Genomic DNA, 12,826 nt, shown 5'->3' with positions numbered 1-12,826 from the left:
GCTGCGGCCGCCGCGCTGTGGCCCTAGCCGTTGTGTCGGCGGCGATCCTCAGCGGCTGTGCCAACCCAATTCTGGACACCCTGCCGGACCGCAATGCCGCGGCACCACCTGCGCTGACTGCTAACAAAGTCATTTCATTATCCGTTGTGCGCCAAGAATTCCCGATGATGACACGGTTGGCGAGCGAAGGAGTCGATCCCAGGGCACCGGGAACGCCACGAGCAACGCGCCGATCACAGTTCAGCGACCCAATCGCGATGCGCCGGCTCACCGTGGCGGTTGCCGAATACCCAACCGAGCAGGGCGCCTTCACCGCCTTCACTGACCTCGTGGACGACCTTCGATACGCCCCCGGCTCCATAGGGCTGGGGCGACCCGATGTCGGTCAATATGCGCTGGCTACCCTCACGAGACGGTCTGGCGGCCCGATCGGCGTGACCATCGCTGCCCGTGACGGGCCGCTCATCATTCAGGTGAGCTCGACGGGCCTCAAGTACAGCCGTGAGCACCTCGAGCGGCTCATCAGGCTAGCCGAGCGCCAGCTTTCCATTGCGGTGACCGCAGGTGGCCCGCCCGAATGATTCTGCAACGGACAACTGCAAACGCCGCTGGCTTCACACGCCGAAGTGCAACCCGCAGAGCGCCTCCCCGGCCCACGCGGCGCTCAGTACTACGCGGCATAGTAGATAATCCGCCTGTGAGATAGGAGCGCCATGGCGCGACGCCAGACATATCATGCTCGGGTCCGACGGCTGAATCGAAACTCGCGCCGTTGGGCGCGTTTCAGACGCGCGGTGGGCTCGGTGCTCGTTGTGGTGGGCTCGGCAATGGCCGTTGCCCATCTGATTGCTCACCTGGCGAGCATGCGGGTCGTGGGGGCACTGGATCAGCTGATCGGCTTTCCGATGGCCGCCCTCCTGGTCCTTGTGGGCCTGCTATTGATAGGCCTGCAATCGGTGCCGCCCAGATCAAGTCGCTTCCCGGCAGACTTGTGATGTGATCAGCTTCGTGAACGCGCATCACGGCGTCCACGAGCTAGGCAATCCGCGAAAGCGGCGCAATGGCGTTGTCCGACAACGGTTGAGGCAGTGCCGTCACGGCTGACAGGCGCAGGGCTGCTATCACGCCCGATACCAAGGAGCCTAGTACGCGGTTTGACCTGACGGCCAGAACATTTGCGGCGACCGCGCTGCGGTATGACCAAGTTATCTATCGCCGGTGTAACACGAGCGCGCCGACCACCGGAATACGTAGTGGATACGTAACATGGTGCTAGTTGCGCACCGCGGTGAAGGGAGGGCTCGTGCACGGCACGCTTCGCGGGCTATTGATAGTGACCGTCACGGCCGCCGCGGTGGCGGTGGCGCCACCGCCGGCGAGGTCGGGGGCAGCCGCGTCATCGGGCATTGACGGCCAGGTCGCGATGGTGCGTCCAGGCCCTGGCCAGGTCGTAGGAGTTGGTCATCCGGTGCAGGTCGGCTTCAGCGGGCCCGTCAACGACCGCGCGGCAGCCGAGCGCAGCATCACCGTCGGCGCGCCGCGGCCGGTGGACGGTCAATTCACTTGGCTGACCGATCGTCTCGTGGAGTGGAATCCGGACGGGTTCTGGCCGGCGCATTCGACGGTCACGTTGCGCGTCGGCGGCATGAAAACCGAATTCACCACCGGGGCGGCGGTGGTGGGCGTGGCCGACGTCTCGGCGCACACGTTCACAGTGAGTATCGACGACCAAGTGGTACGTGAGATGCCTGCGTCGCTGGGTAAGCCGGGTTTCGATACCCCGGTCGGGACCTTCAAAGTGCTGGAGAAGCAACGCAGCGTGGTCTTCGATTCGCGCACGATCGGAATTCCACTCGACGACCCCGAGGGCTACCTGATCGACGGAGAGTACGCCGTGCGGGTGACGTGGGGTGGCGTTTACGTACATTCGGCGCCGTGGTCGGTCGGGTCGCAGGGCTCGGCCAACGTCAGCCACGGCTGCATCAATCTGAGTCCCGAGAACGCCGAATGGTATTTCAACACTGTCAAGGTCGGCGACCCAGTGATCGTGCAGAGCTAGCCACGCTCGCACGACGAAATCCGCGGATCGTCCAAACCGTCACCCGGTGACCAAACGCGCGTTCCACGGGCAGTCCCGCCGACGATTTTCCGCGTCACACCACGGGGAAACGTGCGGCGCGAGGTAGGCTCGGCAACGAGATTGCTGGAGGCGAAACGGTGCGTGTACGAGGATTCGGCGAGCTGGAAGCCGTGGTGATGGATCGCGTGTGGAATCACGATCCCGAGATGGTAACGGTGCGCGACATTTTCGAAGAGCTCTCGGCCGAGCGTCGTATTGCCTACACCACCGTGATGTCGACCATGGATAACCTGCACAACAAAGGGTGGCTCGAGCGGGAACGCGATGGCCGGGCCTACCGATATTGGGCCACGCTGACCCGCGAGGAACACACCGCCCGGCTGATGCGTGACGCGCTCGACGGGGGAGGCCGCTCAGAACTGGTGCTCAGCTACTTTATCGAGCAGATCGGACCCAAGGAATCCGAGCGACTCAGGGAAGCGATGCGGCGGCTGGCGAGGCGGTCGAGCAGGGCCAAGAAGCGGTGAACGTCGCCGCGTGCCTGCTGCTCTACAGCGTCGCGGTGATCGTGTTCGGCCCACCGGTGTTGGGCTTTCTCACCCGTGCCGGGCATGCTCCCAGATCTGGAGTGGCCGCCTGGTTGATCGCGATCGGCAGCGTCCTGCTCACCTGGCTGACCGTTGTTGTGCTCGTGATCGTCGACGTGGTTGCGCACTGGCACGACGGTGACTCATTCGTCGTGTCCTGCGTCCGGTTGCTGTGTGATCTGGCTGCGGGTAAGGCGGGTAGCGCACCCCAGGTGATGCTGCTGGCTTCGGGGGTTGCCGTGGTGGGCGTCGTCGCCGTCATCGGCGTCCGGCTCGTGCGCATCGTTGGGCGGCTGCGTGCGCACGCTTACGGGCATGCAGAAGCTGTTCGACTGGTGGGCCGCCCCACGGGCGAACGCGACGTGTATGTTATCGACGCCGCCGAGCGCACCGCGTATTGCGTGGCAGGAAAGCCACCTGCGATCGTGGTGACAACCGCAGCAGTAGCGGCTCTCGATAAGCGCGAGCTCGCAGCGGTGCTCGCACATGAACGCGCCCATCTTGACGGGCACCACCCCAGAATCGTCACGGCGTTGCGTGGCTTGGCGCTGGTCTTTCCCCGCCTTGCGCTGATGACGCGCGGTGCCGCCGAGGTATCACGGTTGTTGGAAATGTGTGCCGACGATGCTGCCGCGCGTCGGCATGGCAAGCGTGCACTGCTCACCGGGTTGATGGCTCTGGCCGCAGGCGCGCCGGCTGCCGCGCTGGGCGCCGCCGATGTCGCGGTACTGAATCGCGCTGAGCGCCTGGCCCTTCCGCCAGCGAATCATGTCCGTGTACGTGCGCAGGCCGCTCTTACCAGCGCGACAGCGATGATGGCCATCGCGCCGCTGGGCACACTCGTGCTCGGCGTATCTGGGGTCTTTATGTGCGGCGTCTAGCTGGTTGTTAGCGCTCCGTGGAAAGACATGCGTCGTTTCTTGGGCGCGGGTGGTCCCGAGCCCGGGGGATGGCACCGTTTTCCGGCGAGGTTCTGCCCCCGCATCCAGCGCAGCCCCAGAACCCTCTTTACGATGTGGGGGAGGCGCCGAGCACCCGCTGGATGTCGGGCTTCATCTGCTGGAGCTGTGCGCCCCAGTAGTTCCACTGGTGGGTGCCGTTCTGCGGGAAGTTGAACACGCCGTTCTTCCCGCCCGCGGCGATGTAGGTCTCCTGGAACGTCTTGTTCGTCCGGAGTGTGAAGCCCTCGAGGAACTTCGCGTTGAACAGGTTGCCCGAGCTCATGCCGGCGTCCAGTTCGGACGGCTTGCCGTCACCGGCGTAGATCCAGATGCGGGTGCCGTTGGCGACCAGCTGGGCCATGTTGACCATCGGGTCGTTGCGCTTCCACGCCGGGTCACTCGATTCGCCCCACATGTCCTTGGACTTGTAGCCGCCGGCGTCACCCATCGACAGGCCCACCAGCATCGGCCACCAGCCCTCGGACAGGTTCAGGAAGCCCGAAAGCGATGCGGCGTACTGGAACTGTTGCGGGTGGTAGATCGCCATCACCAATGCGGCCGAACCGGCCATCGACAGGCCCACCGCGGCATTCCGAGTGGGATCGACGCCCTTGTTGGCGGCGAGGTAGTTGGGCAGCTCACTGGAGATGAACGTCTCCCACTTGTAGGTGGAGCAGCCGGCCTTGCCGCAAGCTGGTGAGTACCAGTCGCTGTAGAAGCTGGACTGGCCGCCGACCGGCATGACCACCGACAGGCCCGAGTCGAGGTACCACTCGAAGGCGGCGGTGTTGATGTCCCAGCCGTTGAAGTCTTCCTGTGCACGAAGACCGTCAAGCAGATAGACGCCCGGCGCGTTGGGACCGCCACTTTGGAACTGAACCTTGATGTCGCGTCCCATCCCCGCTGACGGAACCATCAGGTACTCGACCGGCAGTCCCGGACGAGAAAACGCCCGCGCGGTTGCAGTGCCAAGGACGCTCATCGTGGTCAGCAGCACAACTGCCACTGATGCCACCACCAACGCGCGACGCGATACAGCCAGACTCAACGCTTCCACGATGTCCTCTTCCCTTTTCGCATGCACCGCGCTCCGCGATTTCTACTATGGTGCATAGTACTAAACTGGTCCGGATCGAGGGCGCGCGGGCACCGATGACGCGGCGGCTAGCCCTGCGGGGTGGGTTGAGCTGCGACGACAACTCGACCTAAAGCGCGCTCGGGCAAGGAGTTTCGTCGCATCGGTTGTCACCGGCCGGTGAGTTTGGTTAGGTCACCTGATCCAGATAGCGATTTGGTCACGGCGCGGAGGTCGTCGGATTGGCTGAGCAGCGTTGGCCCGCGCCGCCGCGCCACATGGCCGACTGTGACGCTGAGATCACCGAGATCATTCCGTTCAACGAGTTCGGCACTCTCGCCGAGCTCGTGTTTCGGGAGCACTGCGCGTTCGACAAAGATTTCCAGGTGATCCACGCCCGCGAGCTGGGCGACGATTGCGAAGGGGACGCTGATCAGGCACCGCTGCGGCTGCTCGGCCCCGCCCCGCAGCGCCCCGCCGGAGTGCGCCACCGACCGCCGCCGCCTGCGGGGCACCCCGGCGGTCCGATCCGACCACCGCGGCGAGGGCGCGACCGCAACGCTGTCGCAGGCGCTGAACGCAGCCGCGTTCTGATCGCAGCGATGGCCCTCGGCGCGGTGGGCGCGGCCGCGCAATCCGTGCGGGGCGCTGCAGAAATGGATTCCGGGCCGGCGGTAATGACGGCCGAAGCAACTTCTCTAGACACCGCTACGGGTGCCAGCAGCGGCGGGATGCAGGTGATCGCGGCGGCTCCGTTGGTCAATCCAGTAGTGGTGGCCGAGGAATTCGCCCGGGGTGTGGCTTTCGCCCAGCAGCGCGCCGAACGGGAGGCACGGCTGCAGCGCCGTTGTTCGTCGTGCCGACCCGGGGCATGCTGACATCCGGTTTCGGCTACCGCTGGGGGACGCTGCACAGCGGGATCGACATCGCCAACGCCATCGGCACACCGGTCTACGCCGTCGCCGACGGCGTGGTCATCGCCGCCGGACCTGTGTCGGGCTTCGGCATCTGGGTCAAGCTGCGCCACGCCGATGGGACGGTCACTTTGTACGCTCACCTCAACAGCACCACCGTCAACGTGGGTGAGCGCGTGATGGCCGGCGATCAGGTCGCCACGATGGGAAGCACAGGAAACTCCACCGGACCCCACCTGCACCTGGAAGTGCACGCCAACGGCACCGACCGTGTCGATCCCGCCCCGTGGTTGGCCGCGCGGGGCCTCACCCTTGGAGATCTCGTCGGTTAGGCGCTGCTCCTCGGGCCGCGGCCAGCGCGATCGGCCACTGTCGAAGCCGTTGGCTACCCATCCTCTCGGGCAACAATCGATAACGCGACGGACGTTACTTGAGCGAATCGTTGACGGCCACGCACCTATCCGCACCGAGGTACTAAGACGAGTAGTACTATGATGCTTCGTACGCGGTGGGAAGGCCGGTGACTTGTCATGAGCCCCAAGCGGCGTCTGCCGCGCAGCCGGAAACCGTCGATCTACACGCCGGAATACCGGCGTGAACGGTTGCGCCGGCTGCTGGGCTGGCTGCTCGTCGGGGTCGGCTCGGTGATGGCGCTCGTGCACGTCTACACGCACCTTGCACGGTTGCGCATCGTGGGCTATCAGGATCTGCTGCTGGGCTATCCCATGGCGGGGGTGCTGGTGCTCGCTGGCTTCATGCTTGTCGGGTGGGCGGCCAAGCCCAGCCGTTGACGCGGCGCGCCGGACCGGCAATGTCACCGGCGGGGCCTGGGGGAGTGAGGATCCGGCCGATCAGCGTCACGGTTAGGGTAGCGGCGGCGATCGCGATGAGCGCCCACTGCAGCTGCGCAGCCCACCGCGTCGCCGCAGTGACGTCGGCCTGTAACGGGATTCGATAGACCAGGTGGGCAGGCTCGAAAAAGTCGGTGTCGGCCACCACCTTGCCCTGCGGGGTAATCACCGCGCTGATACCGGTCGTGCCCGCCACGACGACGCTGCGACCATGCTCGATGGCCCGGATCTTGGCGAATGCCAACTGCTGGCGGCTCATCTGCTCGTTGAACGTCGCGTTGTTGCTCGGAACCGCCAGCATCTGCGCGCCGTTGAGCACGGCCTCGCGCGCGGCCCGATCGAAGATGACCTCCCAGCAGGTGGTGACACCGACCGGCACACCGTCCGCCTGCACGACGCCGCTGCCGGTACCTGCCGTGAAGTATCCGGCCCGCTCGGCGTAATCGGAAAGGTGGCGAAAGAAGCCACGCCAGGGCAGGTATTCACCGAACGGCTGAACGATCTTCTTGTCATGGCGTTGTCCCGGCCCGCTGACCGGATCCCACGCGATCACCGAGTTGGAACTGACCGGCGTCGATGGACTCCACTCTGGCCGAGCCAGGACGGCGCCAACCAGAATGGGCGCGCCAACCGCCCTGGCGGCCCGCGTGATCTGCCGCCCCGCATCCTCGTTGAGCAGCGGATCGATGTCCGAGGAATTCTCCGGCCAGATCACGAATTGCGGTTGGGCGGCGCGTCCGGAGCGGATATCGTCGGCCAGTCGCAGCGTCTGGCGGACATGGTTGTCCAACACGGCGCGCCGCTGGGCGTTGAAGTCCAAACCGAGCCGGGGGACGTTGCCCTGCACCACCGCCACCGTCACCGACGGCCCGGCGTGCCCGGTTGAGGCCCACACCATGGGCGCCATCGCCGCGGCGCCGATGGCGACCAGCGCCAGGCACACAACGCACACCGCAACGCCCTTGAGATCGGTTCGCGCCGAGCGGCGAACCAGCAGCGCAAGCGCGGCCACACAGAAGCCCACCAACGCCGTCGTGAACGACACCAGCGCCACCCCACCCAGGCGCGCGAACACGGCCAGCGGGCCGTCGGCCTGGCTGAATCCGACCACGCCCCAGGGAAAACCGCCGAACGGAAACACACTTTTGAGCCATTCGATGGCCGCCCACCAGGTTGCCCACCACAGCGGCCACCCGGTCAGTGCGCGCAGCAGCACGGCCGGGACGGCGAATATGGCGGGAAAAAGCGCACACACGACGGCCAGCGCCACCCAGGGAAGCGGGCCCACCAGGGCGCCGACCCACGGCAACAACGGCAGATAGAACGCCAACCCGAACAGCACGCCGTACCCGAAGCCACCGGCTGCGCCGGTCAACGGGTCGGCCAGCACCCACGCCAACAGCGCCAGGCCCGCGATCGCGCTGACCCACCAGCCCAGCGGTGGAAAACTCGCCGCCAGCAGCAGCCCTCCGCCCGCCGCGCCGGCTGCTTTGGCCAGCCGGCGATGCAGCGCATGACCACCGTCGGCGCTCACTTCCCGCACGGCCCAAACCCAGCAGAACCACTGCGCAGACGATGACGGACACGGCCACGCGCGATCTGCAGTCTGTGCACCATTTGCCACCGTCCTCATCGGATTCGTCATCAGATGGTCGCGTCACTCAACAATCTACGACGTCGGCTAGTACGGCTCTGGACAGTAGGGCTTGGCGGCGGGTGATCCTCGCGAGTAGGCCTGCCGCGCACACACATATCTTCAGATTGCCGACGTGGTGACCATGGAGCCGGGAGATGTCCGCGTCATCTCCTCCCACATACCCGATGGGGGGTATGTCGGCGTATCCCGCCCGCACAACGGTGAGCGTCATGACGGCGGCGCGGTGCGCCGGTCAGCCGAGGTCGTCGCGGGGCGCGGTGCTGCTGTCGGCGCTGACCGCGGCCGGGGTCTCAACCCTCATCGCCGCCAGCGAGAGTGATCGCGCGACCGATCCAACGTCGTCGCGAATCAATCGTTGTTCTATAAAGATTTGTTGAAGATGCGCGGACGCCGGGCGCGCCCCCCGAACTACGACTTACGTAGTAGGGCAGTATTGGGTGGGTGCATAACAGCGCACCCATCGCACCTTCTCGAGTACTCGTCGTCGATGACGACGCCAGCTGGACCGAGCTTCTAGCCGAATACCTTCGCACTGAGAAGGTCTCGGTTATGGTCACCGACAACTGCGATGAAGCGCTGCTCGCGGCCAAGAATTTGCAGCCCTCGATAATCCTTCTCGCTGCCGATGTGCGCGGCGGCAACGGCGTGCAGCTCTGCCGTTGGATGCGCACAATATCTGCTGGTCATATCACCATGTTGACGACACGACGTGATGAAGCCACTACGATCGCCGGCCTGGCCGCCGGAGCCGACGACGTGCTCGTCAAGCCATTCACCAGCCGTGAGATTGCCGCCCGCATACGCGCAATCCAGCGCCGCTTCCATCCGTCGCCGGCGGCCCACACTGTGCGGCCGCATTCCGAGAATGCGCCAGGAAGGCAGGTATTCGGGTGGCTTTGCGTCGATATTGCGCGGCGCGAGGTCTTCGTTGCCGACGAGCAGATCAGCTTGACCCGAACGGAGTTCGAGATTCTGGCGACGCTGGCTCAACGGCCGGGCGCCGTGACGACTCGTCAAGAGATGCTGCACGCGGTGTGGGGACCGCGCTGGCCGGGCAGCATCGCAAACATCCACGTGCACATCAGTCAGCTGCGCAAGAAATTGGGAGACAATCCCGCCAAACCGCTGCTGGTGTTGAACGTACGCGGAATCGGTTACCGGCTAGCCGTCTAGCTGCGACGCGCACGGGCGATGGTGATCTGCGCCGCTGTGCAATCCGGACGCCCGCGGTGGGCGCGAACCACCCGACGTTCAGGCCCCGCCGAGCATGATCCTTCCCGGGCTGGTCAGCGTCTGACACAGTTGGCGCAGATCGATAATGCCAAACAGGTTGGCGGCCAAGGCTTGGCATCCGGTGGGGCGGGTAGGCACGTACCAGCCGACGTGTTCAACTCCCTGACGGCCGCAGACCGGCCATGCCCCCAGTCCTTGCGTGCGGACAACGCGCTCGGCGACGCGGATCTGCTCGGTGCGAGGTGCGTTGGCGGGATTGCCTCGTCCGCCGTGCTCTGCCCATGTCGAGGGCTGGAACTGGAGCCCGCCGAAGTATCCGTTGCCGGTGCTGATCGACCAGTTGCCTCCCGACTCGCATTGCGCAATGGCGTCCCAATCGATCGCATTGGCGTAGGCCGATATTGGAGCGACGGCATGCGCGGTGACCGCGAGCGCCCCGCTGACGGCGACGGCGGCGAGAAACCTGCAGACTGCCCTCATCGTGGTCCTTTCCCCGACCCAGGCCCAAATTCATGCCCGCTGTGAGGTGGTGCTCTAGGTCAACACTGTGGCTATATTGCACTCCCGATACAGGCGCGACTAGTGGTGCCACAGTGAGAAAAGTGTGGCAAGTGTCTTACGGTCCGACGCCGGCATGCATGAATAAACCGCGCAGCGCTCCCGGGGCATGCCAGCGCCGACGTTGGCTAGCACAAACAGAACTACCTACGGACTACGGACGGACTACGGACTTCCAAGGGTTCAATTGCCGCCGATGACCGCCAATCTGAGTTCGACAGTCCGTTACGGACTCTCACCAAGTAGCGGAGAGCAATATGGACTCTCATCGGGTAAAGGAGGAAAACGATGTCGAGCAACCCCGAGCGCAGCACCGCGTGGCAGACGGCACTGACCGTGATACAGACCGCGACACCGCCGGCACTTCCGGAAGGCGCGGAGGTGATGACCGTGGTGATCGAGTACCCGCCGGGCGACCCGGGCGCCCCGCCACATCGCCACCCCGGCGGACCAGCGTTTGGCTATGTGCTCGAAGGCGAGATCCTGTTCGAGCTGGAAGGTGAGCCGCCGCGCGTGCTCAAAGCCGGCGAAGCGTTCTGGGAACCCGGCGGTGACGTGATCCATTACCAGGACGCCAACAACCGCTCGGACATCCCGGTGCGATTCCTCGTGACGATGGTGTGCGCACCGGGTCAGCCGATGCTTGTCCTCGTCGACGAGGACGAACTCGTTGCGCGCCAGGGCCGTCGCGTACCAGCGGGAGCAACGGCGCCAACCGGATCCTGAATCGTGTCGGCGAGCTGATGCTAACGACCAGCTGTGGGCGTGTGCGTCGGCGGCGGGCTCACCGCCACCGGCGCCATACCCCGGTTTGACCAGGGCTAGCCGCCCGTCCACGGCGCGGTCAGTAGCGCCACGTTGGACTGCTGACGGACTTCGAGCGCGATCAACGCCACCACAGCGAGCGCGATCACGGCGCGACGCGGCATCCGCACCTGCATCCAGCGTCCGGTCCACCACCCGGCGGCGCCGCGCAGAACCACGCCGGCCGCCACAACGAGCATGAGGGGAGCCGCGGGGTTGTAGCGCAGCGCGGCCTCCCATTGACCGTGCATTGTCAGATACACCGATCGTGTCGCGCCGCAGAACGGATCCATGATGCCGGCGTAATGCAGCGGCCCATGGATATCGACCGGCGGAACCCCCAGCACGGCCAGCACCAGCGCGCCCAGCAACCCGGCCAGGGCCAACCATGTCCACACCGGCGATTCCGGTCGCCGCGCCGTCAGCGACACGGTCACCCACCGGCTCGGACGAGCGGCCGACGAAGTGATGAAGCCCATGTGGTCTCCCGCGATTGGCTGGACTTCCGCCATGGTACGAGCCCGCCGAGCTACCGCACCAGTGGCGCTGTGGGCCACATCGACACAGGGCGGGGTCCTCGGCTCGGCACAGACGCAGACTGACCACCGGCCTATAGCGCGCTACGACAACGGGTTCCGGAACCTGCCTCCGGAGGATGGCGCGCCAGCATGTGAATTGACGGCCAGCGCTGGCTGGACAGGGCGCCCTGCAACCATTTACGGTCGCGCTCAGTAGCAGCGCGCCGGCACGAAAAGCGGGCGCGGGAAGGTGTCCGAATGCGGTTGCGGCGTTTAAGTGAGGGCCTGTGGTGGCAGCTGGGCGTGCTGGTCGCGGTGATCGTGATCGTGGCCGCGTTCATGGTCGAGGGGGCGCGCGGCCGACAGCGGCTGGGCGCCGACGAGGTGGATTGCGCCAAGTACAAGTGCGTGGCCCTGACGTTCGATGATGGACCGACACCTTTCACCGACCGGCTGCTGCAAGTCCTGGCCGACCAAGGCGCCAAGGCGACCTTCTTCCTCATCGGCAACAAGGTCGCCGCCGATCCCGACGCGGCACGGCGCATCGCCGAGGCCGGCATGGAGGTTGGCAGCCACACCTGGGAGCACCCCAACATGACCACCATCCCGGTCGCCGATATCCCCAGCCAATTACGCAAAGCCACCGAGGCTATTGCGGCCGCCACGGGTCACGCCCCCAACCTGTACCGCCCGGCCGGCGGACTGTCCAACGACGCCGTACGCGCCGAAGCAGGAAAACAGGGGCTGGCTGAAATCCTTTGGGACGTCATTCCCTTCGATTGGATCAACGACGCCAACCTGGCAGCCACCACCTACATGCTCAAAACCCAAATCAAACCCGGCTCGGTGGTGCTACTGCACGACACCTACTCCAGCACGGTCGACCTGGTGTATCAGTTCCTTCCGGTGCTGATCGCCAACGGCTATCACATGGTGACCGTGAGCCACCTGCTCGGCGACCGCGCACCCGGCAGCAGCTACGGCGGCCGGGAAAACGGCCCACCGGCCAACGCGATCGCCGACATTCCCGCCGACCGGATCCCGGCACTGTCTGACACCCCCTCACCCAAACCGGCGCCAAACCTGCCGATCACCGACATTCCCAACCAGAATCCGGGCGGTCCACCGGCGTAGCGCAGTAGAACACCCGGATCCTGCCAGCGGCTCACCGCATCCGCCCAGTCAGGCTGTGATTGTCGCGCCGGAGGTGGTGACGCCGACACGGCCGCACAGTTAACACTCACATCGGTGCGGAAAGTTAGCTGGGTCTCTGCGTGGTGCGGCCCGCAACCGCCCCTCTGCGCGTGGGTAGGTTTCCATGCGTGTGATCTCTGTGCCCGTTGAGCGGTGCCGCAGGGTTGTCCAGCGGCTTGCCGATGCGCCTTGATCGCTGCACCGCCACGGCCACTTTGGTGTTAATAATGAGATTGCTGGTGCCAGTGAGATACCGTGGGATACGACCCGCAAGACCGCGGTGGCAGTCGAGACCCGCGTTCGGGCGTCGTCGCGGCAATGATCAGGTGATGGCTACGTATCAGCATAGTAGATGAGCTGCACGTATGGTTTCACCGCTTGTGCTCTCTCTAACAAATTCGTGAAAAGAGTTGT

General features: G+C 65.3%; 12 protein-coding genes and 1 pseudogene. 9 read left to right on the top strand and 4 right to left on the bottom strand.

Annotated elements, in window-relative coordinates; translation table 11 throughout:
• Positions 1-32: 32 nt before the first annotated feature.
• The 4 genes from CWS39_RS29160 to CWS39_RS11715 all read left to right on the top strand — a co-directional run bounded on the left by CWS39_RS29160 (position 33) and on the right by CWS39_RS11715 (position 3,548).
• Complete coding sequence (locus CWS39_RS29160; protein WP_199178085.1) at positions 33-581, top strand: hypothetical protein; 549 nt, start codon at positions 33-35, stop codon at positions 579-581.
• A 695-nt stretch (positions 582-1,276) separates the two neighbouring features.
• Positions 1,277-2,059, top strand: a complete 783-nt coding sequence (locus CWS39_RS11725) for a L,D-transpeptidase (protein ID WP_102143088.1) — start codon at positions 1,277-1,279, stop codon at positions 2,057-2,059.
• A 158-nt stretch (positions 2,060-2,217) separates the two neighbouring features.
• Positions 2,218-2,607, top strand: coding sequence for a BlaI/MecI/CopY family transcriptional regulator (locus CWS39_RS11720; protein ID WP_102143087.1), 390 nt, complete (start codon positions 2,218-2,220; stop codon positions 2,605-2,607).
• Positions 2,604-3,548, top strand: a complete 945-nt coding sequence (locus CWS39_RS11715) for a M56 family metallopeptidase (protein WP_102143086.1) — start codon at positions 2,604-2,606, stop codon at positions 3,546-3,548. Before CWS39_RS11720 ends, CWS39_RS11715 begins: the two co-directional genes overlap by 4 nt.
• Before the next feature lie 127 nt (positions 3,549-3,675).
• Here the strand turns inward: CWS39_RS11715 and CWS39_RS11710 are convergent, their stop codons facing one another.
• Positions 3,676-4,665: an esterase family protein gene (locus CWS39_RS11710; protein ID WP_102143146.1), complete on the bottom strand. Its 990-nt coding sequence runs from the start codon at positions 4,663-4,665 to the stop codon at positions 3,676-3,678.
• Positions 4,666-4,961: 296 nt separating this feature from the next.
• Between CWS39_RS11710 and CWS39_RS11705 the strand changes: the two are divergent.
• Positions 4,962-5,929: pseudogene (locus tag CWS39_RS11705) on the top strand (M23 family metallopeptidase).
• Between the two features lie 198 nt (positions 5,930-6,127).
• Positions 6,128-6,388 carry a hypothetical protein gene (locus tag CWS39_RS11700; protein ID WP_102143085.1) on the top strand — a complete coding sequence of 87 codons (261 nt, stop codon included), beginning with the start codon at positions 6,128-6,130 and terminating at the stop codon, positions 6,386-6,388.
• Here CWS39_RS11700 and lnt read toward each other — a convergent pair.
• A complete protein-coding gene (lnt, locus tag CWS39_RS11695; protein WP_102143084.1) occupies positions 6,351-7,991 on the bottom strand; it encodes an apolipoprotein N-acyltransferase in 1,641 nt (546 codons plus the stop codon). The genes CWS39_RS11700 and lnt overlap by 38 nt on opposite strands.
• Before the next feature lie 555 nt (positions 7,992-8,546).
• Between lnt and CWS39_RS11690 the strand changes: the two genes are divergently transcribed.
• Positions 8,547-9,278, top strand: coding sequence for a response regulator transcription factor (locus CWS39_RS11690; protein WP_102143083.1), 732 nt, complete (start codon positions 8,547-8,549; stop codon positions 9,276-9,278).
• Between the two features lie 78 nt (positions 9,279-9,356).
• Here CWS39_RS11690 and CWS39_RS11685 read toward each other — a convergent pair whose 3' ends face one another.
• Positions 9,357-9,818: a transglycosylase family protein gene (locus CWS39_RS11685; protein ID WP_102143082.1), complete on the bottom strand. Its 462-nt coding sequence runs from the start codon at positions 9,816-9,818 to the stop codon at positions 9,357-9,359.
• Between the two features lie 366 nt (positions 9,819-10,184).
• Here CWS39_RS11685 and CWS39_RS11680 point away from each other — a divergent pair, with 366 nt between their 5' ends.
• On the top strand, positions 10,185-10,622 hold the full coding sequence (locus CWS39_RS11680; protein WP_102143081.1) for a cupin domain-containing protein: 438 nt from the start codon (positions 10,185-10,187) through the stop codon (positions 10,620-10,622).
• 95 nt (positions 10,623-10,717) lie between these two features.
• On the opposite strand, the gene CWS39_RS11675 is transcribed toward CWS39_RS11680, so the two are convergent.
• Positions 10,718-11,179: a DUF2752 domain-containing protein gene (locus CWS39_RS11675; protein WP_102143080.1), complete on the bottom strand. Its 462-nt coding sequence runs from the start codon at positions 11,177-11,179 to the stop codon at positions 10,718-10,720.
• A gap of 297 nt (positions 11,180-11,476) precedes the next feature.
• Between CWS39_RS11675 and CWS39_RS11670 the strand changes: the two genes are divergently transcribed.
• Positions 11,477-12,352 carry a polysaccharide deacetylase family protein gene (locus CWS39_RS11670; protein WP_102143079.1) on the top strand — a complete coding sequence of 292 codons (876 nt, stop codon included), beginning with the start codon at positions 11,477-11,479 and terminating at the stop codon, positions 12,350-12,352.
• Positions 12,353-12,826: the final 474 nt, after the last annotated feature.

It is taken from the genome of Mycobacterium hubeiense (assembly GCF_002838065.1).
GTDB lineage: Bacteria > Actinomycetota > Actinomycetes > Mycobacteriales > Mycobacteriaceae > Mycobacterium > Mycobacterium hubeiense.
This window is presented reverse-complemented; position numbering and strand designations above follow the sequence as displayed.